Source organism: Streptomyces sp. NPDC040545, from assembly GCF_055595065.1.
Map to the genome: position 1 here is coordinate 44,523 of NZ_JBVIWA010000008.1, position 24,180 is coordinate 68,702.

21 protein-coding genes and 5 tRNA genes are annotated in these 24,180 nt (G+C 72.1%); 16 read left to right on the forward strand and 10 right to left on the reverse strand.

What is annotated here, in order from left to right:
- Nucleotides 1-48 precede the first annotated feature (48 nt).
- Nucleotides 49-1,476: an argininosuccinate lyase gene (gene argH, locus ACZ573_RS17545; RefSeq protein ID WP_301372289.1), complete on the forward strand. Its 1,428-nt coding sequence runs from the start codon at nucleotides 49-51 to the stop codon at nucleotides 1,474-1,476.
- Nucleotides 1,477-1,530: 54 nt separating this feature from the next.
- Here argH and ACZ573_RS17550 read toward each other — a convergent pair whose 3' ends face one another.
- Nucleotides 1,531-1,956, reverse strand: coding sequence for a hypothetical protein (locus ACZ573_RS17550; protein ID WP_471304758.1), 426 nt, complete (start codon nucleotides 1,954-1,956; stop codon nucleotides 1,531-1,533).
- Between the two features lie 401 nt (nucleotides 1,957-2,357).
- On the opposite strand from ACZ573_RS17550, the gene ACZ573_RS17555 reads away from it, so the two are divergent.
- The 3 genes from ACZ573_RS17555 (at nucleotide 2,358) to ACZ573_RS17565 (ending at nucleotide 5,996) form a co-directional block, all read left to right on the forward strand.
- Nucleotides 2,358-2,909: a TetR/AcrR family transcriptional regulator gene (locus tag ACZ573_RS17555; RefSeq protein ID WP_471304760.1), complete on the forward strand. Its 552-nt coding sequence runs from the start codon at nucleotides 2,358-2,360 to the stop codon at nucleotides 2,907-2,909.
- Nucleotides 2,906-4,450: an MFS transporter gene (locus tag ACZ573_RS17560; protein WP_471304762.1), complete on the forward strand. Its 1,545-nt coding sequence runs from the start codon at nucleotides 2,906-2,908 to the stop codon at nucleotides 4,448-4,450. The genes ACZ573_RS17555 and ACZ573_RS17560 overlap by 4 nt, the downstream gene beginning before the upstream one ends.
- A 70-nt stretch (nucleotides 4,451-4,520) precedes the next feature.
- Nucleotides 4,521-5,996, forward strand: a complete 1,476-nt coding sequence (locus ACZ573_RS17565) for a membrane-associated oxidoreductase (protein ID WP_471304765.1) — start codon at nucleotides 4,521-4,523, stop codon at nucleotides 5,994-5,996.
- An 11-nt stretch (nucleotides 5,997-6,007) separates the two neighbouring features.
- Here the strand turns inward: ACZ573_RS17565 and ACZ573_RS17570 are convergent, their stop codons facing one another.
- Nucleotides 6,008-6,637: a lysophospholipid acyltransferase family protein gene (locus ACZ573_RS17570; RefSeq protein ID WP_327734623.1), complete on the reverse strand. Its 630-nt coding sequence runs from the start codon at nucleotides 6,635-6,637 to the stop codon at nucleotides 6,008-6,010.
- Between the two features lie 292 nt (nucleotides 6,638-6,929).
- Here ACZ573_RS17570 and ACZ573_RS17575 point away from each other — a divergent pair, with 292 nt between their 5' ends.
- The 3 genes from ACZ573_RS17575 to ACZ573_RS17585 all read left to right on the forward strand — a co-directional run bounded on the left by ACZ573_RS17575 (nucleotide 6,930) and on the right by ACZ573_RS17585 (nucleotide 9,289).
- Nucleotides 6,930-8,111, forward strand: coding sequence for a glycerophosphodiester phosphodiesterase (locus tag ACZ573_RS17575; protein ID WP_471304768.1), 1,182 nt, complete (start codon nucleotides 6,930-6,932; stop codon nucleotides 8,109-8,111).
- Between the two features lie 73 nt (nucleotides 8,112-8,184).
- Entirely contained in the window at nucleotides 8,185-8,745 is a 561-nt protein-coding gene (locus ACZ573_RS17580) for a sigma-70 family RNA polymerase sigma factor (protein WP_471304769.1), read from the forward strand.
- Between the two features lie 37 nt (nucleotides 8,746-8,782).
- Nucleotides 8,783-9,289 carry a GNAT family N-acetyltransferase gene (locus ACZ573_RS17585; RefSeq protein ID WP_301372298.1) on the forward strand — a complete coding sequence of 169 codons (507 nt, stop codon included), beginning with the start codon at nucleotides 8,783-8,785 and terminating at the stop codon, nucleotides 9,287-9,289.
- Here the strand turns inward: ACZ573_RS17585 and ACZ573_RS17590 are convergent.
- Together ACZ573_RS17590 and ACZ573_RS17595 are read right to left on the reverse strand one after the other, a co-directional pair.
- Nucleotides 9,279-9,743, reverse strand: coding sequence for a hypothetical protein (locus ACZ573_RS17590; RefSeq protein WP_471304772.1), 465 nt, complete (start codon nucleotides 9,741-9,743; stop codon nucleotides 9,279-9,281). The two genes, ACZ573_RS17585 and ACZ573_RS17590, sit on opposite strands and share 11 nt — an antisense overlap.
- The gene (locus ACZ573_RS17595; RefSeq protein ID WP_471304775.1) at nucleotides 9,736-10,104 is read right to left on the reverse strand and encodes a hypothetical protein; all 369 of its coding nucleotides are present in this window, start codon (nucleotides 10,102-10,104) and stop codon (nucleotides 9,736-9,738) included. The genes ACZ573_RS17590 and ACZ573_RS17595 overlap by 8 nt, the downstream gene beginning before the upstream one ends.
- Before the next feature lie 593 nt (nucleotides 10,105-10,697).
- On the opposite strand from ACZ573_RS17595, the gene ACZ573_RS17600 reads away from it, so the two are divergent.
- The 8 genes from ACZ573_RS17600 (at nucleotide 10,698) to ACZ573_RS17635 (ending at nucleotide 21,467) form a co-directional block, all read left to right on the forward strand.
- Nucleotides 10,698-11,744: a methionine ABC transporter ATP-binding protein gene (locus tag ACZ573_RS17600; RefSeq protein ID WP_301372301.1), complete on the forward strand. Its 1,047-nt coding sequence runs from the start codon at nucleotides 10,698-10,700 to the stop codon at nucleotides 11,742-11,744.
- Nucleotides 11,741-12,409, forward strand: coding sequence for a methionine ABC transporter permease (locus ACZ573_RS17605; protein ID WP_030010866.1), 669 nt, complete (start codon nucleotides 11,741-11,743; stop codon nucleotides 12,407-12,409). Before ACZ573_RS17600 ends, ACZ573_RS17605 begins: the two co-directional genes overlap by 4 nt.
- A gap of 91 nt (nucleotides 12,410-12,500) precedes the next feature.
- Nucleotides 12,501-13,367, forward strand: a complete 867-nt coding sequence (locus ACZ573_RS17610) for a MetQ/NlpA family ABC transporter substrate-binding protein (protein ID WP_471304779.1) — start codon at nucleotides 12,501-12,503, stop codon at nucleotides 13,365-13,367.
- 236 nt (nucleotides 13,368-13,603) lie between these two features.
- Nucleotides 13,604-14,293 carry a GNAT family N-acetyltransferase gene (locus ACZ573_RS17615; RefSeq protein ID WP_471304781.1) on the forward strand — a complete coding sequence of 230 codons (690 nt, stop codon included), beginning with the start codon at nucleotides 13,604-13,606 and terminating at the stop codon, nucleotides 14,291-14,293.
- 102 nt (nucleotides 14,294-14,395) lie between these two features.
- Complete coding sequence (gene cbiE, locus ACZ573_RS17620) at nucleotides 14,396-15,595, forward strand: precorrin-6y C5,15-methyltransferase (decarboxylating) subunit CbiE (protein ID WP_471304783.1); 1,200 nt, start codon at nucleotides 14,396-14,398, stop codon at nucleotides 15,593-15,595.
- A 274-nt stretch (nucleotides 15,596-15,869) separates the two neighbouring features.
- Nucleotides 15,870-19,058 (forward strand): nicotinate-nucleotide--dimethylbenzimidazole phosphoribosyltransferase, encoded by a 3,189-nt coding sequence (gene cobT / locus ACZ573_RS17625; protein ID WP_471304785.1) that lies wholly within the window; start codon nucleotides 15,870-15,872, stop codon nucleotides 19,056-19,058.
- Nucleotides 19,059-19,361: 303 nt separating this feature from the next.
- Nucleotides 19,362-20,606, forward strand: coding sequence for a uroporphyrinogen-III C-methyltransferase (cobA, locus tag ACZ573_RS17630; RefSeq protein ID WP_471304787.1), 1,245 nt, complete (start codon nucleotides 19,362-19,364; stop codon nucleotides 20,604-20,606).
- A 42-nt stretch (nucleotides 20,607-20,648) separates the two neighbouring features.
- Entirely contained in the window at nucleotides 20,649-21,467 is an 819-nt protein-coding gene (locus tag ACZ573_RS17635) for a TrmH family RNA methyltransferase (RefSeq protein ID WP_351159171.1), read from the forward strand.
- Between the two features lie 51 nt (nucleotides 21,468-21,518).
- On the opposite strand, the gene ACZ573_RS17640 is transcribed toward ACZ573_RS17635, so the two are convergent.
- Nucleotides 21,519-22,739 (reverse strand): serine/threonine-protein kinase, encoded by a 1,221-nt coding sequence (locus ACZ573_RS17640; RefSeq protein ID WP_471304790.1) that lies wholly within the window; start codon nucleotides 22,737-22,739, stop codon nucleotides 21,519-21,521.
- Between the two features lie 521 nt (nucleotides 22,740-23,260).
- Between ACZ573_RS17640 and ACZ573_RS17645 the strand changes: the two genes are divergently transcribed.
- Nucleotides 23,261-23,470 carry a hypothetical protein gene (locus tag ACZ573_RS17645; RefSeq protein WP_393709588.1) on the forward strand — a complete coding sequence of 70 codons (210 nt, stop codon included), beginning with the start codon at nucleotides 23,261-23,263 and terminating at the stop codon, nucleotides 23,468-23,470.
- A 233-nt stretch (nucleotides 23,471-23,703) separates the two neighbouring features.
- Here the strand turns inward: ACZ573_RS17645 and ACZ573_RS17650 are convergent.
- The 5 genes from ACZ573_RS17650 to ACZ573_RS17670 all read right to left on the reverse strand — a co-directional run bounded on the left by ACZ573_RS17650 (nucleotide 23,704) and on the right by ACZ573_RS17670 (nucleotide 24,180).
- Nucleotides 23,704-23,778 (reverse strand) — tRNA-Val (locus ACZ573_RS17650).
- Between the two features lie 52 nt (nucleotides 23,779-23,830).
- Nucleotides 23,831-23,902, reverse strand: a tRNA-Val gene (locus ACZ573_RS17655).
- A 19-nt stretch (nucleotides 23,903-23,921) separates the two neighbouring features.
- Nucleotides 23,922-23,993: transfer RNA gene (locus ACZ573_RS17660), tRNA-Val, on the reverse strand.
- A gap of 1 nt (nucleotide 23,994) precedes the next feature.
- A tRNA-Cys gene (locus ACZ573_RS17665) sits at nucleotides 23,995-24,068 on the reverse strand.
- Between the two features lie 39 nt (nucleotides 24,069-24,107).
- Nucleotides 24,108-24,180: transfer RNA gene (locus ACZ573_RS17670), tRNA-Gly, on the reverse strand.

Genomic DNA, 24,180 nt, shown 5'->3' on the forward strand with positions numbered 1-24,180 from the left:
GGAGCCTTACCAGCAGTCAAAGCCATGCAGTCTTGAGGAGCAGTAGCTGTGAGCAGCAACAAGGGTGACGTCCGGCTCTGGGGCGGCCGGTTCGCCGACGGTCCTTCGGAGGCGCTGGCCCTGCTGTCGGCGTCGGTCCACTTCGACTGGCGCCTCGCGCCGTACGACATCGCGGGCTCCCGCGCCCACGCCCGCGTGCTCCACAAGGCCGGCCTGCTCACGGCCGAAGAGCTCGACCGCATGATCGCCGGACTCGACCAGCTCGAAGCCGACGTGGCCGACGGTTCCTTCACCGGCACCATCGCCGACGAGGACGTGCACACCGCGCTGGAGCGCGGCCTGCTGGAGCGCCTCGGCGCCGAGCTCGGCGGCAAGCTGCGCGCCGGCCGGTCCCGCAACGACCAGGTGGCCACCCTCTTCCGGATGTACCTGCGCGACCACGGCCGGATCATCGGCGGTCTGATCGCGGACCTCCAGGACGCGCTGGTCGGCCTCGCCGAGACGCATCACGACGTGGCCATGCCGGGCCGGACGCACCTCCAGCACGCACAGCCGGTGCTCTTCGCCCACCACGTCCTGGCCCACGTGCAGTCCCTGTCCCGGGACGCGGAGCGGCTGCGCCAGTGGGACACCCGGACCGCGGTCTCCCCGTACGGCTCGGGCGCCCTGGCCGGCTCCTCGCTGGGGCTGGATCCGGAGCAGGTCGCCGCCGACCTGGGTTTCGAGCGGGGTTCGGTCGGCAATTCGATCGACGGCACGGCCTCGCGCGACTTCGTCGCCGAGTTCGCCTTCATCACCGCGATGATCGGGATCAACCTCTCCCGGATCGCGGAGGAGATCATCATCTGGAACACGAAGGAGTTCTCCTTCGTGACGCTGCACGACGCCTTCTCGACCGGGTCGTCGATCATGCCGCAGAAGAAGAACCCGGACATCGCGGAGCTGGCGCGCGGCAAGTCGGGCCGCCTCATCGGCAATCTGACGGGCCTGCTCGCCACGCTCAAGGCGCTGCCCCTGGCGTACAACCGGGACCTCCAGGAGGACAAGGAGCCCGTCTTCGACTCCTGCGACACCCTCGAGGTCCTGCTGCCGGCCTTCACCGGCATGATGGCGACCCTCACGGTCAACCGGGAGCGGATGGAGGAGCTGGCCCCGGCGGGCTTCTCGCTCGCCACCGACATCGCCGAGTGGCTGGTCAAGCAGGGCGTGCCGTTCCGGGTGGCCCACGAGGTGGCCGGCGAGTGCGTCAAGGTCTGCGAGGGCGAGGGCATCGAGCTCGACCAGCTGACGGACGACCAGTTCGCGAAGATCTCGGAGCACCTGACCCCCGAGGTCCGGACCGTCCTGAACGTCAAGGGCGCCCTGGCTTCGCGTAACGGCCGCGGCGGCACCGCCCCGTCGGCGGTCGCCACCCAGCTCACCGAGCTGAAGGCCGACCTGGTCATCCAGCACGCCTGGGCGACCCACAAGCAGTAGTCCCGAGCGTGGCCGGGGGCGGGGGAGCGGATGGGCTCCCCCGCCCTTTCGGCGTTACAGGCAGATGACGCTGATCGAGAACGGCCGGTCGCTGTCGACGGCGGCGTTGCCGCCCGAGGACGGGGTCGCGGTGCGGACGAAGAGGGTGTTCGCGTTCACCTGGCCGACCAGGATGGACGAGCTGCCCGGTCCGGGGTCGCTGCCGCCGTTGGTGTTGATGGTGCCCAGGAGGGCGCACCCGTTGAGGTTGGACGTCGTGGTGATGTTGTAGCGGCCGTTGCCGAAGTGGTTGACGGTCCCGGTGATGCCCTGCGCGCCCAGGAACTGCCCGTTCGCGGAGACCTTGGCCCAGGCCGTGGTGACCGCCGCGGCCTGTCGGGCCTCCCTCGGCTCGGCCGACGCCGAGGACACGGCGACGACGCCGCCGACCGTCAGTGCCAGTGCGGCGGCCCCGATGACCAGCTTCCGTGATGCGTTCATGGTTCTCTCCCTGCCGAAGACGGAATCTGTGCAGGTGAACCCGCCCCGGGTAAGGGCTCACTGGTGAGCAGACTTCCGGGTCAGGGGTCGGCGGGGGAAGGATCCGGGGGCGCGGTCACTCCAAATGATCACATTCCGCATCGCTCCGGTGAGCGCGGGTGGTGATGACCGCCTGGAGTAGTCGATCGCGGTGCGGCCCACGCGGCCAGGGTGTCGAAGTCCGCACGGACCGGTCCGACCCGCTCGTGGATGCGCATCAGCAGAGCCCGCGCCGGTGGTGCTGGCCGACGTACTCGCGGTCCATCGCGGTGATGTCGTCGTCGATCCAGGCGAAGGGCCGCAGGCCGCTCATTTTTCGGCCGAATGAGACAGTGACGTCTCATTCGGGGTATGCTTGTCTCATGGCCATGGATCGTGACCAGGTGCTCCGCGACGCGGCCGCCCTGCTTTCCCGCAAGTCGACCGCCACGATGGACGAGGTCGCCCGCGCCGCCGGTATCGGGCGCGCGACCCTCCACCGGCACTTCGCCGGACGCGACGCCCTCGTACGCGCCCTCGAAGATCTCGGCATCCGGGAGTTCGAAGTGGCGTTCGACAACGCCCGCCTCGACGAGGGCACCGCGGTGGAGGCGATCAGGCGCCTCGTCGCCGAGGCCGAGCCCAACGCCCAGCTGCTGGCCTTCCTCGTCACCGAGAACCAGCTGTTCGAGGGCGACGAGGTCAACGCGGGATGGGCCCGGCTCGACGCCCGCGTCAGCGCCCTCTTCCGGCGCGGCCAGGAAGAGGGCGACATCCGGATCGACCTGAGCCCCGCCTGGCTCACCGAGGCGCTCTACGCCCTCGTGGGCGCCTGCGCCTGGGCCGTGATGGACGGCCGGGTCGCCGCCAAGGACTTCCAGTACATGATCATCGAGCTGTTGCTCGGTGGCGCCAGACGGAGCGTGGAGAAATGAGCAGCATCCAGCAGCTGACCAGCCCGACCGGGACGGAGACCAGGAGCCGCGGCCGCTGGCTCGCCCTGGGCGTGCTGGTGCTCGCCGTGCTGCTGGTCGCCGTCGACGCGACCGTGCTCGGCCTCGCCACGCCCGCACTCTCCGAGGACCTCAAGCCGTCCGGCACCCAGCTGCTGTGGATCGGCGACATCTACTCCTTCGTCATCGCCGGACTCCTGGTCTCCATGGGCAGCCTCGGCGACCGCATCGGCCGCAAGAAGCTGCTGCTCACCGGCGCGGCCGCGTTCGGTGCCGTGTCCGTGCTCAACGCCTACGCGACCAGCCCCGAGATGATGATCGCCGCCCGGGCCCTGCTGGGCGTGGCCGGTGCGACCCTGATGCCGTCCACCCTCGCGCTGATCCGCAACATCTTCCACGACCCCAAGGAGCGCAGCCTCGCGATCGGCATCTGGGGCGCCACAGCCTCGGCCGGCGCGGCCGTCGGCCCGGTCGTCGGCGGAGCCCTGCTCCAGCACTTCTGGTGGGGATCGGTGTTCCTGATCAACCTCCCCGTGATGATCGCCCTGGTCGTCGTCGGAATCAAGCTGCTTCCCGAATCGAAGAACCCGGTCGCCGGCCCCTGGGACCTCATCAGCGTCGGTCTCTCCCTCGTCGGCGTGATCAGCGTGGTCTACGCCGTCAAGGAAGTCGCCACCCACGGCGTGACCTGGGAGGTCGCGGGCACCGCGGCACTCGGCGCGGGCGCCCTGTACGCCTTCGTACGCCGCCAGTTCGCCCTGCCCTCCCCGCTGCTCGACATGCGGCTCTTCAAGCACCGCGGCTTCTCCGGCGCGGTCCTCGCCGACCTGCTGACCGTCTTCGGCCTCTCCGGCCTGGTCTTCTTCCTCTCCCAGTTCCTGCAGCTCGTCCAGGGCCGCGACCCGCTGGAGGCCGGCCTCGCCGAACTGCCCGCCGCCATCGGCGCGGTGGTCACCGGCCTGATCGCGGGCCGGTACGCCCGCCGGTACTCGGTACGGACCATCGTGGCCGGCGGCCTCGGCGCCATCGGCCTGGCCCTCGCCGTGCTCACCCTGATCCACAAGGAGAGCGGCTACCCGCTGCTCGGCGCGGCTCTGCTCGTCGTCGGCCTCGGTGCCGGTTTCTCCTTCACCGTCACCGCCGACGTGATCCTCTCCAGCGTGCCCAAGGAGCAGGCCGGTTCGGCCTCCGCCGTCTCCGAGACGGCGTACGAACTCGGCGCCGCCCTCGGCATCGCCCTGCTCGGCTCCATCGTCACCGGCGTCTACCAGAGCTTCACCGCCCCGGCCTCGGTCGCGGGCCCGGTCGCCGACGCCGCGCACGAATCCCTCGGCGGGGCCGTCGAAGCCGCCAAGGCGCTCGACCCGCACACCGCCCAGGTGATGGTGGGCGCCGCCCAGGACGCCTTCGTGGACGGTCTGCGGCTCGCCTCCGGCGTCGGTGCGGGCGTGCTGCTGGCCACCGCCGTGGCGGCCTGGTTCCTGCTGAAGGGTCAGCGCCTCCAGGAGGGCGCCGAGCACTGACGATGTGCCGAAGGGGTGGTGTTCCGGCCGGAGTTGACAGGTCGTAGAACTGCGGGACACCATCCCGGCGATGGAGATCAACGATCTGACCCCGGCGGAACGCCGCGTCTGGGAAGCCTTCCCGCGCGGCGACGGCGTCGACTTCCGCGCCGCCCCCGAGGACAGCTCCGTCGACGGAGCCGACTGGGGCCCCGACCGCACCCTGCGCGCCGAGGTGCTGCGGGCCATCCTGCTGGGCGCCTGCCCGGCCGTGCAGGGCCGGGTCCCCGGCCTCAAGGTCAAGGGCGCGAAGATCGTGGGCAAGCTCGACATGCGCTACGCCGTCATCGACCACCCCATCCGGCTGCGCGACTGCTGGTTCGAGCGCAAGCCCCTGCTGTACGGGGCCCAGCTGCGCGCCCTGGTCCTCGGCTACTCCACGCTGCCCGGCCTGACCGCTTCCACGCTGCGCGTCGACGTGGTCCTGCGCCTGTCCCACTGCCGGATCGCCGGGCCCGTGCGGCTGCAGGGCTCCAAGATCTCCGGGGGCCTCTTCCTCCAGGGCGCCGTGATCGGCCCCACCGCGGGCGAGGAGGCGGACGAGCCCCCGCTCCAGCTCAACCACATCGAGGTCGACACCGACATCATCGCGAACGACCTGACCGTGCACGGCCAGCTCCGCCTCAACGGGGCCACCGTCGGCGGCCAGATCCAGCTCGACCGCGCCCGGCTGCTCGCCCCCGGCGGGATCGCCCTGCACGCCGAGAACCTGACCGTCGGCACCGACCTGCGCGCGCACCGGATGCAGGCCCGCGGCATGGTCAACCTCACCGGCTCCCGGATACCCGGCCAGGCCAACCTCACCCGTGCCGACCTCGCCAACCCGGACGGGACCGCCCTGCGCGCCTCCAGCTGCGCCATAGGCGAGCTGTGGCTGCGCCGCTGCGAGACGGTCCGGGGCGATGTGAACCTGCGCCGGTCCACCGTCGACCTGCTCCACATCGACCCCGAGGCCTGGCCCGAGCGGATCGCCATCGACGGCCTGACCTACCGCACCCTGGCCCCGCACCTCCCCGCCGAGCAGCGGCTGCCCGCCCTGGAGCGGGAGGAGTCCGGCTACCTCACGTACGCCTACGAACAGCTCGCGGCGGCCTACCGCACGGCGGGCGACGAGGCGGGCGCCCGGACCGTCCAGCTCGCGAAGCTGCGCAGGCACCGCCACACCCTGCCCCGGGCCGCCCGGGCGTGGGGCCTGCTCCAAGACGTCACCGTCGGCTACGGCTTCCGGCCGCTGCGTGCGGCGGGCTGGCTGGTGGCCCTGCTGATGACCGGGTCGATCGCGTACGGGATCGACCCGCCGCGCGCCCTGAAGGCGGGGGAGGCGCCGGACTTCAACGCGGTCTTCTACACGATCGACCTGATGGTGCCGATCGTCAGTTTCGGCCAGGAGGTGGCCTTCGCGCCGGGCGGCTGGCACCAATGGCTGTCGTACCTGCTGATCGTGACCGGCTGGATCCTCGCCACCACCACGGCGGCGGGCGTCAGCCGGTCACTCCAGCGGCAGTGAAAACAGGCAGCCTACGCGGCCTTCGCCTTGGTGGCGTACATGTCGACGTACTCCTGGCCCGAAAGCCGCATGACCTCGGCCATCACCGAGTCGGTGACGGCGCGCAGCACGTAGCGGTCGCGGTCCATTCCCTCGTAGCGGGAGAACTCCATCGGCTCGCCGAAGCGGACGGTGACCCGGCCCGGGCGCGGCATGCCGGCGCCGCCCGGCTGGAGCTTGTCGGTGCCGATCACCGCGAACGGCACCACGGGGGCGCCGGTCATCAGGGTCAGGCGGGCGATGCCGGTGCGGCCGCGGTAGAGGCGGCCGTCGGGGGAGCGCGTGCCCTCGGGGTAGATGCCGAAGATCTTGCCCTCTTCGAGGATCCGGCGACCGGTCATCAGGGCCGCGACGCCGCCGTTGGCGCCGTCACGGTCGACGGGGATCATGCCGGAGCCGGTGAAGAACCAGGCCATGGCGCGGCCCTTGATCCCCTTGCCGGTCACGTACTCGTCCTTGCCGATGAAGTGGACCGTACGGTCGCACACCAGTGGCAGGATCATGGAGTCGATGAAGGTGAGGTGGTTGCCCGCCAGAATCACCGGCCCGGAGCCGGGGATGTTCTCGATGCCCTCCACGCGGGTGCGGAACATCATGCGCATGACCGGTCCGACAGTGGCTTTGATGAGCTTCGTACGGAACAACGTGGGCCCTCCGGCATCGAAAAGCGGTTCGCGCACCCACCACACGGCGGTAGCGCAGGTGAGGACGATACTCGCGGGTCAGCTTCTCGCGCACATCGGGTTCACGTGTCGGATACGCAGTGTTGACGCGTGTTCGCGCCAAGTTCCCCGGATGTGCCGTGGCCGCACCCTCCTCGGCCACCCCCTTTGCCTACCATCGGCACGCCGATCGCGGGCCGCGACACGGCGTTCACGACGAGGAGTGGCACTGATGACACAGGGTGGGGCAGCGCGGCGCACGGTCCTGGGGGCGGCCGTCCTGGCGGCGGGGACCGGGATCACCGGACTCACGGCGGGTTCCGCCGCGGCCGCGGACGAGGACGAGGCGTACGCAGACGGCCGCGGCGACGGAGGCTTCCGGGACCTTCCGTACCCGACGGTCATCGGCCATCGCGGAGCCAGCGGCTACCGGCCGGAGCACACGATCGGCTCCTACCAGCTCGCCCTGGACCTGGGCGCCGACGTGATCGAGCAGGACCTGGTCCCGACCCGGGACGGCCATCTGGTGTGCCGCCACGAGAACGAGATCGGCGGGACCACCGACGTCGCCGATCACCCCGAGTTCGCCTCCCGGCGCACCACCAAGACCGTCGACGGCGTCGCGGTCACCGGCTGGTTCACCGAGGACTTCACCCTGGCCGAGCTGAGGACCCTGCGCGCGAAGGAACGTATCCCCGCCGTCCGCCAGCGCAACACGCTCTACGACGGCCAGTGGGCCGTACCCACCTTCGAAGAGGTGCTCCGCTGGGCCGACCGCGAGGGCAAGCGGCGCGGCAGGCGGGTGTGGCTGCACGTCGAGACCAAGCACCCCACCTACTTCCGGGGCCTGGGCCTCGGCCTGGAGGAGCCCCTCGCCAAGCTCCTGCGCCGCTACGGGCGCGACGGGCGGGGCGCCGCCGTCTTCCTCCAGTCCTTCGAGCCCTCCAGCATCCAGCGGCTCTCCCGGCTGGTCTCCGCGCCCCGCGTGGTCCTGCTCTCCGCGGCGGGCACCCGCCCCTGGGACTTCGAGGTGGCCAAGGACCCGCGCACGGTCGCGGACCTGGTGAGGCCCGAGGGGCTGAAGTGGATCGCCGGCTTCGCCCAGGGCATCGGCCCGACCATGGACCTGATCCTCCCGCGCGACGCGGCCGGCGGGCTCGGCACCCCGACCACCCTGGTGAAGGACGCCCACGCCCGCGGGCTGCTGCTGCACCCCTACACCGCACGCAACGAGAACACCTTCCTGCCCGCGGGGTACCGCAAGGGGACCGACCCCACCGCGTACGGGGACGCCCTCGGTGCCTTCCGCACCTACTTCGAACAGGGCATCGACGGGATCTTCACCGACAACCCGGACACCGGACTGCTCGCGGCGGAGGCCTTCCGCCCGGGCCGACGCCCCGTCAACCGCTGAGCGCCGCTTCCCGTACGAGTGGGCCGGGCCCGGCGGGGAAACCGTCCGGCCCGGCCCGCTCGTCCCGCCCGGCATGGACCTGCTGAAGGCTGATTACTTCGACAAGCTGGGCCCGCTGCTCTCCGCCGAGGCGGCCGCGGAGGCCCCGGGCACCGGAGTGGACGCGGCCGACCTGGAACAAGCCGTCTGGGTCAGGCTGCTGGAGGGCGGCCGCCACGCCCCCGATCCCGCCGAACCCGCGGAGCCGGCGCGGTGGCTGCGCCGGGCGGTCCGGGCGGAGGCCCGCCTCGCCCGGCGCCGGGCCCGCCGGGAGATCCCGTACGGCCACCGCCAGCACTCGGTGGACGGGAGCGCACCGGCCGGCGCCGCCGCCGGGGCAGAGCCGGAAGACGCTCTCCTGCACGGCGAGGAGAACCGCGCACTCCGATCGGCGGTCGCCCGGTTGCCCGGACGCTGTCCCGAGCTGATGAAGGCACTTCTTTCGCCCAGAGACCTCACTTACCGTGAAATCGCAGGAGAGTTGGGTATCTCACAAGGAAGTTTGGGGCCCGTGCGTTCCCGTTGCCTGGGATGTCTGCGCAGAATGCTGGCTGCAGAGGTTGCGGCTCCTGGCCTGCGGGGAAAGGAGCGGTAGACCAACGGGCTACCAGGTGAGCTGGAGGCATGCGCACATGGGCATGAGCGTGACCATTTCGGCGGCGGCTGCCGAGGACGCTGAGCAGATCTTCAAACTGCAGTACCTGGCCTTCCAGCGGGAGGCCGAGCTCTACGGCAACTACCTCATCCAGCCGCTCACCCAGTCCCTGGACTCCCTCAAGGGGGAGCTGGCGACGGACACCGTCCTGGTGGCCCGGCTCGGCGACGAGATCGTCGGGACCGTGCGCGGCAACGTCGACGAGGACGGCACCGGCAAGATCGCCAAGCTCTGCGTGCACCCGCGCCTGCAGGGCCACGGTCTCGGGGCGCGCCTGCTGCGCGCGGTCGAGGAGGCCCTGGCGAGCCCCGGCCGCACCACCCGCTTCCGCCTGCACACCGGGCACAAGAGCGAGGCGAACCTGCGCCTCTACCGCAAGGCCGGCTACGTCAAGGTCGGCGGCCGCACCGCGTCCGACGGCATCCAGCTGGTGATCCTGGAGAAGGAAGCCAAGGACCCGACCGACTTCACGGTCAGCGCGTAGCGGCCTCTCGGCTCCTGCGCAGCCAGAGCATCCCGGTGATCGGCAGGATCACCGGGATGAACAGGTAGCCCATCCCGAACTGGGACCACACGGTCGTGTCGGGGAAGGACTCGGGCCGCACCAGCGTCCAGGTCCCCACGGCCAGCACACCGGCCAGCTCGGCGGCGCAGCAGATCAGCGCCGCCTTGCGGGCCGTCTCGCCGCCGCGCACCAGTGAGTACGTGATGAACGCGTAGGCCAGCGCGGCCACGGCGGACAGCGAGTACGCCAGCGGCGCCCGGTCGAACTCGGTGGAGATCTGGAAGGCCGAGCGGGAGACCGCGCCCACCACCATCACCCCGTACAGCCACACCAGCAGCAGACCGGGCCCGGAGACCAGCCGCTTGTGCCCGGCGGCGGCAGTGGCGGTGGCGGGGGCCGCGCCGGTGGCGTTCGTCGTGTCGGAGTCAGGCACCGGTGGTTCCCCAGATGTCGTAGAGCCGTACTTCGAGGACGGCGAGCACGACGGCGCCGGCGGCCACCGTGATCGATCCCCATTTGGTCCGCTCGGTGAGCGAGAGCATCCCGGCCGCCGGTACCGCGGCGAACGCGCCCACCAGGTAGGCCACGAAGATCACCGTGCCCTCGTCGGGCTTCTCGCCCTGGGCCAGCTTGACCACGCCGATCACCAGCTGCGCCAGGACCAGCACGGTCACGACGGCCATTCCGATGAAGTGCCAGTCCTTGGTCGGCTGGTCCCGCCATGCGGCGTGGCCGCACCAGGCGGCGAGGGCGAGTGCGGGCACGCCGATGGCGACCGTCAGGGCGTCGAGCATGCAGCGAGGGTATTACGGGCCGTAGGACCCGATGCGCGCACCCCTGTCCCCCGCGGCCCCGCGCGCTGCCCGCGCGCCCGGCGTACCGACCGTGGTCTTGACCACAGCGGACCCGGTCGCCGCACTCCGGACCGGGCGGGCGGGACCGCCTCCTCCGGCTGTGTCGGCGCAGGTCGGAGCGGGGGACCGGCCTCGCGGCGGAGGGCCGGTACCGACCGGTGACGTCCGGTATGTGGTCGGAATGCGTCCGCTATGCGGACGTCATTGATCGGTCAGGGGAGACGTCTGCTTTACTTGGGCCCATGACCACGACGAGCAGCCGCACCCTTGCGACCGAGGCGACGATGACGCCCGGTGCTCGTTGTATGTGTCGAATGTGCGCCTTCTGAGGGCCCCTTCCTGAGCCTCGCGCCCCGAAGCGAGACCAGCCGCGCCACCACGTCACCAGCTGATGAACCGCACGGCTCACTCATGCCCCGCGCACGTGTCGACACCATCATTTTCTGATGGTTCGTCCCGTATCGCGTCCCCAGATTGTTTGCCCCGTGCCCGGCAGCCCGCTGCGCCGCGCACTCGACAGCGACGGAAATCCTGTGATCACCACATCGGGCCTCACGAAGGTCTACCAGTCCCGTGGCCGCGAGGTCACCGCCCTGGACGGCGTCGATCTCCACGTCCGCGAGGGCGAGGTCTACGGAGTCATCGGCCAGAGCGGCGCAGGCAAATCCTCCCTGATCCGCTGCGTCAACCTGCTGGAGCGCCCCACCACCGGCACCGTGACGGTCGACGGCGTCGACCTCACCGCCCTCGCCGGCCGCGGCCGGCGGGCGGGCAAGGAGCTCCGCCAGGCCCGCAGCCGCATCGGCATGGTCTTCCAGCACTTCAACCTGCTGTCCTCGCGCACCGTCCAGGCCAATGTCGAGCTGCCCCTGGAGATCCTCGGCATCTCCGGCCGCGAGCGCTCCCGCAAGGCCCTCGAACTCCTCGACCTGGTCGGCCTCGCCGACAAGGCCAAGGCCTACCCGACCCAGCTCTCCGGCGGCCAGAAGCAGCGCGTAGGCATCGCCCGCGCCCTGGCCGGCGACCCCAAGGTGCTGCTGTCCGACGAGGCCACCAGCGCCCTGGACCCCGAGACCACGCGCTCCGTCCTGGGGCTGCTGCGCGACCTCAACCGGCAGCTCGGCCTCACCGTGCTGCTCATCACGCACGAGATGGACGTCGTCAAGACCGTCTGCGACTCGGCCGCCCTGATGAAGAACGGCCGGATCATCGAGTCCGGCACCGTCGCCGAACTCCTCGCCACCCCCGGCTCCGAGCTCGCCGGCGAACTCTTCCCGGTCACCGGTACCGCCACCGGCCCCGACCGTACGGTCGTCGACGTCACCTTCCACGGCGAAGCCGCCGTCCGGCCGGTCATCTCGCAGCTCTCGCGTACGTACAACATCGACATCTCGATCCTGGGTGCCGCGATGGACACCGTCGCGGGCCGGCAGATCGGCCGCATGCGCATCGAACTGCCCGGCGGCTACGAGGACAACGTCGTGCCGGTCGGCTTCCTGCGCGAGCAGGGCCTGCAGGTCGACATCGTCGACGGGATCGACAACGAACTGGCCGAGCTGGTCAAGGACGGTGCCAAGTGACCTGGTCCGAAATGCAGCCCCTGCTCACCCAGGGCACCTACGACACCCTCTACATGGTGCTGTGGTCCACCCTGGTGACCGTGCTCGGCGGTCTGCCCATCGGCATCCTGCTGGTCCTCACGGACAAGGGCGGCCTCCTGCAGAACCAGCCGCTCAACAAGGTCCTCGGCGTGATCGTGAACATAGGCCGCTCGCTGCCGTTCATCATCCTGCTGATCTTCCTGATCCCGGTCACCACCGCGGTCGTCGGCACCTTCATCGGCCCCACCGCCATGATCGTCCCGCTCGCCATCGGCGCCGTCCCCTTCTTCGCCCGGCTCGTCGAGACCGCCGTCCGCGAGGTGGACCACGGCCTGATCGAGGCCGTCGAGTCCATGGGCGGCGGCATCCCCACCCTGGTCGGCAAGGTGCTGCTCCCGCAGGCCCTGCCCTCCCTGGTCGCCGGTGTCACCACCACCGTCATCACCCTCGTCGGCTACTCGGCCATGGCCGGCGCCGTCGGCGGCGAAGGACTGGGATCCAAGGCCATCACCTACGGCTTCCAGCGCTTCGAGACCGGCTTCATGATCGCCACCGTCGTGGTCCTGATCGCCCTCGTCACGGTGATCCAGCTGCTCGGCGACGGCGCGGTCCGGCTCCTCGCCCGCCGCGGCCGGACCGCCTGAGAAGACTTTCCCCCAACAGAGCCCGCACTTGTCGTGCTTGGGCCACCACCAGCAAGTCATCGGTACTTGTTCAGCAAGAAAGGCACTCTTCGTGCGTAAGAACATCAAGCTCACCGCCCTCGCCGCCACGGCCACCGCGCTCGCCCTCGGCCTCACCGCCTGCGGCAGCTCCTCGGACCCGTCCTCGGCGAAGGCCGACGGCGGCAAGGCCGACGAGAGCAAGCCCCTGGTCATAGCGGCCTCCCCGAGCCCGCACGCCGACGTCCTGAACTTCGTCAAGGACAAGCTCGCGGCCAAGGAAGGCCTCAAGCTGGAGGTCAAGGAGTTCACGGACTACGTTCTGCCGAACACCGCCACCGAGCAGGGCCAGGTCGACGGCAACTACTTCCAGCACAAGCCGTACCTCGACGACTTCAACAAGAAGAACAGCACGCACGTCGTGCCCGTCGTGAACGTGCACCTGGAGCCCCTCGGTCTCTACTCCAAGAAGATCAAGGCCATCGGTGACATCAAGGCCGGCCAGACCGTCGCCGTCCCCAACGACACCACCAACGAGGGCCGCGCGCTCCAGCTGCTCGCCGCGAACAACCTGATCACCCTCAAGGAGGGTGTCGGCACCAGCGCCAAGCTGTCCGACATCACCGACAAGAAGGGCCTGGAGTTCAAGGAGCTGGAGGCCGCCACGGTCCCGCGCGCCCTGAACGACGTGGACGCCGCGATCATCAACGGCAACTACGCCCTCGAAGCCAAGCTGTCGCCCGCCAAGGACGCCCTGATCCTGGAGAAGGCCGAGGGCAACCCCTACGCCAACTTCCTCGCGGTCAAGGACGGGAACCAGAACGACCCGCGGATCCAGAAGCTGGCCAAGCTCCTGAACTCCGACGAGGTCAAGAAGTTCATCGAGGAGAAGTACCAGGGCTCGGTCATCCCGGCCTTCGGCGCCCCGGCCGCCTCCTGAACCGGTACCTGGTGGTCCGGTTCCTGTCGAACCGGTCATGAATCTCGGCCCCGCACGCACCTGACCGCGCGCGGGGCCGAGCGCTGCCCGCTTCCGGGCAACCCGGCCCTGCACATCACCCGGTCGATGCTGCATGCTGTGGCCTACGAACCGCACGCACGGTCCCGCACGAACGGTCCCGCACCGCGGTCGCATCGCACCACGGTCGCACCACGGTCTCAGGCATGGAGCTGCGCATGACTACCACCTTCCCGGACGTCACCATCAGCACGGACCGGCTGGTGCTGCGCCCCTTCGAGGAAGAGGACGTCACCGCGCTCACCGAGATGATGAACGACGAGCACGTGATCGCCTGGACCAGCGCACCCCACCCCTACACCCACGCCGAAGCCCACGCCTGGGCCACCCGGCACTCCCACGCCGAACGCACCGAGGGCCGCGGCATCGTCCTCGCCGTCACCGAGTTCCTCACCCAGCGCCTCGTAGGCATCGTGCACCTGCGGAACACCAACTGGCGCACCCGCGCCACCGAGGTCGGCTACGTCACCGCCCCCTGGGCCCGCGGCGAGGGCTACGCCAGCGAATCCGTCCTCGCCGTCGCCCAATGGCTCTTCCGCTCCCAGGGGTTCGAGCGCCTCGAACTGCGCACCGCCGCCGACAACACCGCCTCGCAGCAGGTGGCCCAGAAGATCGGCTGCATCAGCGAGGGCGTCCTGCGCAACGCGTGGATAGTGCGTACGCAGACGGCGGACGGCGGCTGGGCCGACACCCGCACCGACCTCATCGTCTGGAGCCTGGTCCCCGAAGACCTCGACGAGGGCGACAGCTACGACGGATACGACAGCTACGACGGATACGCCCGCAGCACCGCGTTCCCGCAGCGGGCCGACGCGCACGGCCACCGCGTCGGCGCCGACTGGAACTGAACCGATGACCGGGTAGTCTCACCGTGCCCGCCCCGACGAAACCCCGCCCTCCCCCGGCTGCCGCCGGGAGGTGCCCCCTGCCAGACCAGGAGACTGACGACGATGGCCGACCGGGTCACGGTGATCGGCTGGGACGGTTCGCCCCTGACCGCGGGCGCCCGGTCCGCGCTCTCCGCCGCGACCCTCGTCGCCGGCGCCGCGCACCACCTCGCCCTCCCCGAAGTACCGCCCACCGCGGAGCGCATCCGCCTGGGCAGTATCGGTCTCGCCGCACGCCGCATCGCCGGCCACCGCGGCACCGCGGTGGTGTTCGCCGACGGGGACCCCGGCTTCTTCGGCGCCGTACGCACCCTGCGCGCCCCGGAGCACGGCCTGGAGGTCGAGGTCGTCCCGGCCGTCTCCTCCGTGGCCGCCGCCTTCGCCCGCGCCGGCATGCCCTGGGACGACGCCCAGGTCGTCGTGGCCCACCCCCGCACCCTGCGCCGCGCCGTCAACGTCTGCCGCGCCCACGCCAAGGTCGCCGTCCTCACCTCACCCGGCGCCGGCCCTGCGGAACTCGCCCTGCTCCTCGAAGGAGTTCACCGCACCTTCGTCGTCTGCGAGGAACTCGGCACGGACCGGGAGCAGGTGAGCGTCCTCACCTCCGACAAGGCCGCCGACCACAGCTGGCGCGACCCGAACGTCGTCATCGTCATCGGGGGCGCGGGACCGGCGCCCGCAGACGCCGGCTGGCTCCTCGGCCAGAGCGCCGCCCGGTCCGCCGACCGCGGCTGGGCCAGGCCCCAGGCCGACGGGGGAGAGGGCGAGTCCGCCCAGCTCCGCGCGGCCCAACTCGCCCGGCTCGGCCCGCGTACCGGCGACCTCCTCTGGGACATCGGCGCCGGATCCGGCGGCGTGGCCGTGGACGCCGCCGCCCTCGGCGCCGCCGTCATCGCGGTCGACGCCGACCCGGCCGCCTGCGACCGCATAACCGCCGCCGCCCGCGAGCGGGGAGTGCAGCTCCAGACCGTCGCCGGGCGCGCGCCGCACGTACTGGAGAACCTGCCCGAGCCCGATGTCGTCCGCGTCGGCGGTGGCGGCGCGGCCGTCGTCGCGGCCGTCGCCGAACGCCGCCCCGAACGGATCGTCAGCCACGCCTCCACCCGCGACGAGGCGGAGGCGATCGGCAGGGCACTCGCCGAACACGGTTACGCCGTCGAGTGCGCGCTGCTCCAGTCCGTCGGCCTGGACACCCGGACCTGGGCCGAACAGGACCGTTCCGTGGTGTTCCTCCTGGCAGCGGAACGCCCCGCCACGCGCTGACCCGAGGGCCGGGGTAGGCTGGCCGATCGTCGTACTGCCTCGGACGATTCGGGCATCGCGGCACGGCCTGGACGCGCGACGTGGCGCAGTCCACAGAGGACCGTGACGGTTATGGCCGCCACGGTGGCCGACGGGCGCGACAATGCTTACTGGTTGTCGTGCAGGCGCATGCGAGACGAGCTCGTCGCACCGCAACCCCGCAGGCAAAACCGCTCGGCGGCCTCGTGGGCGACCGGGCGATCGAAGAGGCAACACCGATGGGCGAGGGGTAAGCATGACTGACACCGGCCAGGTCCCGGGCGAGGGTCTCCCGGACAGCACGGGCATGGTGGATCAGCAGAGCGTCCCCGCTCCGGTCCAGATCCCGGCACCGATTCCCGCGGGCTACGCCTTCCAGGACCTCATGGACAATCCGGCCGAGCCGGAGGACGAGGAACTGCTGCTGATGCCGAGCGGCCAGGGTGCGTGGAGCGACCCGCAGGTCGTCCCGCAGGCCCCCGCGTTCCCCGCCGCGCCCCAGCTCGGCGAGCCGCCGGTGTTCACGGACCAGTCCTACGCCGCCGCGCCCGCCTACCCCGAGGCTCCGGCCGCGTACACCGAGTTCCCCCCGCCCGTGTTCCCCGACGGCGGCTACAGCGCGGGCGCGCACGAGACGGGCGGCCGTGACTCCGGCGCGCTCGACCTCGGCGGACTCGTCGTCCCGCCCCCGGCGGCACCCGCCGCCCCGGTGGTCCCCGCGGCCCCCGTCCGGCGCCCCCTGCACATGGGCCCGCCCATGCCCGAGGCCAACGGCGGAGTCGTCCGGTCCCTCGCCGACCGCGGCCCGGCCGCGGCGCCCGCCCAGGCCGCCCCGACGGCCGCCGTGAGCACCCCGTCGGCGCCGCTCCCGCTGCGCCAGGCGGGACCCCCGACCACGGGACCCGAGTACCTGGACATCCCGCGCGCCGAGACCGCCCCGGCCCCCGCGGCCCAGCTGGGCGAGATCCCGCCGCAGGCCGGTGCCCCGTGGACGCCGGAGCCGGTGGCGGAGCCCGCCCCGGCCCCCGCCGAGGCCGCAGCCCAGCCCGTGGAACCGGAGCCCGTCCCGGCCCCCGCGGAGCCGGTCCAGGCCGAGCCGGTGGCGGCCGAGCCGCTGCAGCCGGAGCCGCAGCCGGAGCCCGTCGCGGTCGAGCCGCAGCCGGAGCCGATCGCCGTCGAGCCGGTGCCCGTACAGCCCGAGCCCGGGCCCGAGCCGGTGGCGGCCGAGGCGCTCCCCGCCGAGCCCGAGCCCGTGTCCGCCGAACCGGTCCAGCCGCCGGCCGAGGCCGAGGCCGCACCCGAAGCTCCTGAGCCCGCCGCCGCCCCGGCCGAGCCGGAGGCGCCGGCGGAGCCGGTCCTGGCGCAGCCCGAGCCGGTGCTCCTGGCGCCGGCCGTCGTGGTCGAGCCGGTCCTGGCGCAGCCCGTCCAGCCGGAGGAGCAGCCCGAGGCGCTGGCGGAGCCGGTCCTGGCGCAGCCCGAGCCGGTGCTCCCGGCGCCGGCCGTCGTGGTCGAGCCGGTCCAGGCGCAGCCCGTCCAGCCGGAGGAGCAGCCCGAGGCGCTGGCGGAGCCGGCCCCGGCGCAGCCCGAGGCCGCCCCGGAGCCGGTCCGGGCGGAGCAGCCCGACGCGCAGCCGGAGACCGAGCCCACCACCCCCGCCGAGCCCGCCGTCCAGGGCGAGCCCGCGGAGGACGTTCAGGCCGAGCCCGCCGCAGGCGAGGCGGCCCCCGGATACGCCGACGCCGAGCGCGAGGCCGTCCTGCGCGTCATGCGCGAGCGCCGCGACATCCGCAACGGCTTCCGCACCGACCCCATCCCGCACGAGGTGCTGCTCCGCGTCCTGGAAGCCGCGCACCACGCGCCCAGCGTGGGCCACTCCCAGCCGTGGGACTTCGTCGTCATCCGGTCTGCCGAGACCCGCCGGGCGATGCACGAGCTCGCCCAGCGCCAGCGCGAGGCCTACGCGAAGTCCCTGCCCAAGGGCCGGGCGAAGCAGTTCAAGGCACTCAAGATCGAGGCCATCCTCGACACCCCGGTGAACATCGTCGTCACCGCCGACCCCACCCGCGGCGGCCGCCACACCCTCGGCCGGCACACCCAGCCGCAGATGGCCCCGTACTCCGCGGCCCTCGCCGTCGAGAACCTCTGGCTCGCCGCGCGCGCCGAGGGCCTCGGGGTCGGCTGGGTCAGCTTCTTCGACGAGCGCGAGATGGTCCGCGAGCTGGGCCTGCCCGAGCACCTCGAAGTCGTCGCCTACCTCTGCGTCGGCTACGTCGACGAGTTCCCCGAGGAGCCCGAGCTGGCCCAGGCCGGCTGGTCGCAGCGCCGCCCGCTCTCCTGGGTGGTCCACGAGGAGACCTACGGCCGCCGCGCGCTGCCCGGCGAGGAGCCGCACGACCTGCTCTCGGAGACGGTCGCCAGCATCCGCCCGCTCGACGCGAAGGCCCTGGGCGAGGCCTGGGAGCGCCAGAAGCGCATGACCAAGCCCGCCGGGGCGCTGGGCATGCTGGAGATCATCTCCGCCCAGCTGTCCGGCCTCTCCCGGGTCTGCCCGCCGCCGATCCCGGAGCCGGCCGCGGTCGCCATCTTCGCCGGTGACCACGGCGTGCACGCCCAGGGCGTCACCCCGTGGCCGCAGGAGGTCACCACCCAGATGGTGGCCAACTTCCTGGGCGGCGGAGCGGTCTGCAACGCCTTCGCCAACCAGGTCGGCGCCGAGGTCTGCGTGATCGACGTCGGCGTCGCGGGTGACCTCCCGGCCACCCCGGGTCTGCTCCCGCGCAAGGTCCGCCCCGGCACCGCCGACCTCTCCACCGGCCCCGCGATGACCCGCGAGGAAGCCGTCGCGGCGATCGAGGTGGGCATCGAAACGGCCCGCGACCTGGTCGCGGCCGGCAACAAGGCTCTCCTCACGGGCGAGATGGGCATCGCGAACACCACGGTCTCCGCCGCCCTCATCTCGGTCTTCACGGGGGTCGACCCGTCCGAGGTCACCGGCCGCGGCACGGGCATCAACGACGAGACGCACGCCCGCAAGGTCGAGGTCGTCCGCCGCGCCCTGGAGCTCCACCAGCCCGACCCGGCGGACCCGATCGGCGTCCTCGCCGCCATCGGCGGCCTGGAGCACGCGGCCATCGTCGGCCTCCTCCTCGGCGGCGCCTCGCTGCGCACTCCGGTGATCCTGGACGGCGTCAGCGCCGGAGCCGCCGCCCTGGTGGCCCGCGCGATCGCCCCCGAGTCCCTGTCGGCGTGCATCGCGGGCCACCGCAGCGCCGAGCCGGGCCACGTCGCGGCGCTCAACAAGCTGGGCCTGCGCCCGCTGGTCGACCTGGACCTCCGCCTCGGCGAAGGCACGGGCGCCCTGCTCGCCCTCCCCCTGGTCCAGAGCGCGGCCCGCGCGATGCACGAGGTCGCCACGTTCGACTCGGCGGGCGTCACGGAGAAGTAGTACTCCCGCGGATCGTGGGGCGGGGACACTCCGGGATGTCCCCGCAGGCCGGGCGAACCCACCACCGGCCGGCGGTCCGGCCCGACCCCAGCCCCGCCGGCATGTGAGGCGCGGGGGCTGGGGCGGAGCCCCGATCCGTGACCGGCACCCACGCACGGCAGCGGCGGGCGCAGCCCCGTCCGCGCCTCGGGACGGCCCGCGCCGTATGGTGGACCCGCACCAAGAATCCGCACGTCAGCACACCGCCGCTCCAGAGCCGCAGCGGCAAGACAGAACGACTGCCGCACCAGGAGCCGCACCGCCATGGCCGACACCCCCGCCTACCCCGTAGGACTCCGCCTCGCCGGCCGCCGCGTCGTCGTCATCGGCGGCGGACAGGTCGCGCAGCGTCGCCTCCCCGCGCTCATCGCGGCCGGCGCCGATGTCCTGCTCATCTCGCCCTCCGCCACCCCCTCCGTGGACGCCATGGCGGAGACCGGCGAGATCCGCTGGGAGCGCCGCCGCTACCAGGACGGTGACCTCGCCGACGCCTGGTACGCGCTGATCGCCACCCAGAACCGCGAGGACAACGAGCGCGCCTCCGCCGAGGCCGAGCGCGAGCGCGTCTGGTGCGTCCGAGCCGACGACGCCTCCGCCGCCACCGCCTGGACCCCGGCGACCGGCCGCATCGAGGGCGTCACCGTCGCCGTGCTGACCGGCAACGACCCCCGCCGCTCCGCGGCCGTCCGCGACGCCGTCGTCGAGGGCCTGCGCGACGGCACCCTCACCGCTCCCTCCCACCGGCACAAGACCACCCCCGGCGTGGCCCTCGTCGGCGGCGGCCCGGGCGACCCGGACCTGATCACCGTGCGCGGCCGCCGCCTCCTCGCCGAGGCCGACGTGGTCATCGCCGACCGGCTCGGCCCCCGTGACCTGCTCGACGAGCTTCCGCCGCACGTCGAGGTCATCGACGCCGCGAAGATCCCGTACGGCCGGTTCATGGCCCAGGAGGCCATCAACAACGCCCTGATCGAGCACGCCAAGGCCGGCAAGGCCGTGGTCCGGCTCAAGGGCGGGGACCCGTACGTCTTCGGCCGCGGCATGGAGGAGCTCCAGGCCCTCGCCGAGGCCGGCATCCCCTGCACCGTCGTCCCCGGCATCTCCAGCTCCATCTCGGTGCCCGGCGCCGTCGGCATCCCGGTCACCCACCGCGGTGTGGCGCACGAGTTCACCGTGGTCAGCGGCCACGTCGGCCCCGACGACCCGCGCTCGCTCGTGGACTGGGCCTCCCTCGCCAAGCTCACCGGCACCCTGGTGATCCTCATGGGCGTCGACAAGATCGGCCTGATCGCCGAGGCGCTGGTGCGCCACGGCCGCTCCGCGGACACCCCCGTCGCGGTGATCCAGGAGGGCACCACCGCCACCCAGCGCCGGGTGGACGCCACCCTGGCCACGGTCGGCGAGACGGTTCGCGCCGAAGAGGTCCGTCCGCCGGCCGTCATCGTCATCGGCGAGGTCGTCCGCGTGAACGGCCCGGGCGACCGCACCCTCCCCACCACCAGCGCCTGACAGGCCGTTGGCACCGCACCCAGGACAAGGCAGTATCACCCTGTGGCTGATCTCATCACCGTGACCGACCCCGACGACCCGCGCCTGCGCGACTACACGGGCCTGACCGACGTCGAACTCCGGCGCAGGCGCGAGCCCGCGGAGGGCCTCTTCATCGCCGAGGGCGAGAAGGTCATCAGACGCGCCAAGGACGCCGGGTACGAGATGCGCTCGATGCTGCTCTCCGCCAAGTGGGTCGACGTCATGCGCGACGTCATCGACGAACTCCCGGCACCGGTCTACGCCGTGAGCCCTGAGCTCGCCGAGCGCGTCACCGGCTACCACGTGCACCGCGGGGCCCTGGCCTCCATGCAGCGCAAGCCGCTGCCCACGGCCGAGGAACTGCTCTCCACGACCCGCCGGGTGGTCGTCATGGAAGCGGTCAACGACCACACCAACATCGGGGCCATCTTCCGCAGCGCCGCAGCCCTCGGCATGGACGCGGTGCTGCTGTCGCCCGACTGCGCGGACCCGCTCTACCGCCGCTCGGTGAAGGTCTCCATGGGAGCGGTGTTCTCCGTCCCCTACGCCCGCCTCGAGGCCTGGCCGAAGAGCCTGGACTCGGTGCGCGAGGCGGGCTTCAAGCTGCTCGCCCTCACCCCGCACGAGAAGGCCACGCCGATCGACGTGGCCGCCCCGCAGTCCCTGGAGCGGGTCGCGCTGATGCTGGGCGCCGAGGGCGACGGCCTGTCCACGCCGGCGCTGGTCGCCGCCGACGAGTGGGTGCGGATCCCCATGGCGCACGGCGTGGACTCGCTGAACGTGGGCGCCGCGGCCGCGGTCGCCTTCTACGCGGTGGCCCAGGGCCGCGCCGCCCAGTAGGCCGTCCCTTCCGGACCTTGCCGGGCCTGAGGCCCCTGCCGAACGCCTGAGCTACAGCTTCTGGGCCGCCGCGATGCCCAGCGCGACGATCAGTGTCACCACGACGAACACGATCAGCCGCTGCCGCATCAGCTTCGGATCCGGCCGCGAGGGGCGCCGTCCCGTCCCCGTCGTCCTGGGGGCCGGACGGCCGCCCGTACGACCCGAGGTCGGCCGGGAGGACGGGCCGCCGGGGTGCTGCGGGTGCCGGGAGGACGAGGGCCGGGCGTGCGGTCCGCTCGGGGAGCCGCCCTGGGCCCGGGGCGTGGTGCTGCCGTCCGTACGACGCTCCGTACGCCGGCCCGGGTACTCCTCGGTCCCGCCGATCCGCTCCGCCTCGGGCAGCCGCCCGGTCGGCCGCTCGACCCGGGCCCGCTGGGCCGGCGGGCGCCCGTCCGAGAGCCCCTGCGCCTCGCGGGCCGCGATCTCCTTGAGCCGCATCGACAGCTGGAGCGTGCTGGGCCGCTCCTCGGGGTCCTTGGCGAGGCAGGCCCGCACCAGGGGCGCCAGCGCGTCCGGCACGCCCTGCAGGTGCGGCTCCTCGTGCACCACGCGGTACAGCATGACCTCGGAACTGCCGTGCCCGAAGGGCGAGTCGGCGGTGGCCGCGTAAGCCAGGGTGGCGCCGAGGGCGAAGACGTCGGTGGCCGGGGTGACGGCGGCGCCGCGCACCTGCTCGGGCGCGAGGAATCCGGGGGAGCCGACGGCCGTACCCACATGGGTGAGGGTGCTCGCCCCGGTGGCCCAGGCGATGCCGAAGTCGATGATCCGGGGGCCCTTGGGCGACAGCAGGATGTTCGAGGGCTTGAGGTCGCGGTGCACGACCCCCGCCTCGTGGACGGCGACCAGACCCTCGGAGAGCGCGGCGCCCACGGCGGCGATCTGCGCGGCCGTCAGGGGACCTTCCTCGGCCACCTTGTCGTGCAGCGAGGGACCGGGCACGTACTGGGTCGCGAACCAGGGGCGCTCGGCCTCCAGGTCCGCCGCCACCAGGCGTGCGGTGCACCCGCCCCGGATCCGCCGGGCGGCGGACACCTCACGGGCGAACCGCGAGCGGAACTCCTGGTCCTCGGCCAGATCCGGCCGGATGACCTTGAGCGCGACACGCTGCCCGCGCCGGTCCGATCCCAGGTAGACCACGCCCATGCCGCCGGCGCCGAGCCGCCGGTGCAGTCTGAACGAGCCGACGACACGCGGGTCCTCGCGCCGGAGCCGCATCATCGCCATGTCCACCCCGCTGACCGGTCGTCCTGTTGACGTGGCACAGCTTACGGACCATCCGGCATGCGTGCTCAGAGGCCGCGCCCTCGCCGGGGGATTCGATTGTCAGTGCGCCACAGCACACTTGAGGGGGCGTCGGCGCTGTGGTCCGCGAGCGCTCCCGGGGTGGTCCGCCCGGCCAAGCACCCCTTGCGCCAAGGGGATTGGAGCCCAGGAGCAGCCCCGGACCCGCTCCGGCGTGCCCGTACGCGGCTCGCGGCCGAGTCGATCTTGCCGACGGCCGGTGGCCGGACACGCGGCAACAGGGAGTGACGCAAGTGAGCGAAGTCACTACCCTCCGGTCATCCCCTCCGGGAAGTCCCCCATAACGGGGGAGCCGTCTCCACCCAGGGGAGTACACGGGGGAGGCCCCGTCATCCTCCTGGAGGCCCGCCAATGGGTACGAGGGCATGAGGCCAGGAGCCGCCCGCCCGCCTAGTGTTGAGGACAAGCGGCGGGTGGCGCACTCGTCCCCCGAGGTCACGAGCCCGCCGCTGCCAGACGACAGGGAGAGGACCATGGCGGACATCGCACGGCACGGGCGCAAGGCATTCGCGTTCAACGGCCACGAGTCCGGTACCCGCCACCCCCTGGTGGCCGCGGCCATGGTGCTCCCCCTGGCCGCCCTGCTGCTGTTCCTCTTCGGAGGCTTCGATCAGCTGGCGGCACAGGCGTCGTCCGTGGGCGTGATGCTGGGGCGCTGAGCGGCGCCCCAGGTCCGGGAGAGCGGCCCGGACCGGGACATCGGCCTGCCGAACCCCGTGGGGACGGGGGAGCGGCGGACGGACGGCAGGTGAAGGGTGCTGCCCGTACGACTGGGGAGTCGGACGGGCAGCACCCTTTTTCATGCACCTTCATGCACCGCTTCCGCGGGCCCGGCCCACTCGTGCGGGGGAACGCGAAAGCCCCGGCCGTGGGAACGGCCGGGGCTTTCAGGTGGTGCGCGATACTGGGATTGAACCAGTGACCTCTTCCGTGTCAGGGAAGCGCTCTCCCGCTGAGCTAATCGCGCGGGCTCCGCAGCTCGAAAGCCGCAGGTGGAACACGGTGGTGCAGGTGCTGCGTGCGCGATACTGGGATTGAACCAGTGACCTCTTCCGTGTCAGGGAAGCGCTCTCCCGCTGAGCTAATCGCGCGGGGATCCTTGCGGATCAGTGGACGATACTGGGATTGAACCAGTGACCTCTTCCGTGTCAGGGAAGCGCTCTCCCGCTGAGCTAATCGTCCTTGGAGGTGGAGACGGGATTTGAACCCGTGTAGACGGCTTTGCAGGCCGTTGCCTCGCCTCTCGGCCACTCCACCATGGAGCTGCAGGGGTTCTCGGGAAGATCCCCCACTTCGAGCGGACGACGAGACTCGAACTCGCGACATCCACCTTGGCAAGGTGGTGCTCTACCAACTGAGCTACGTCCGC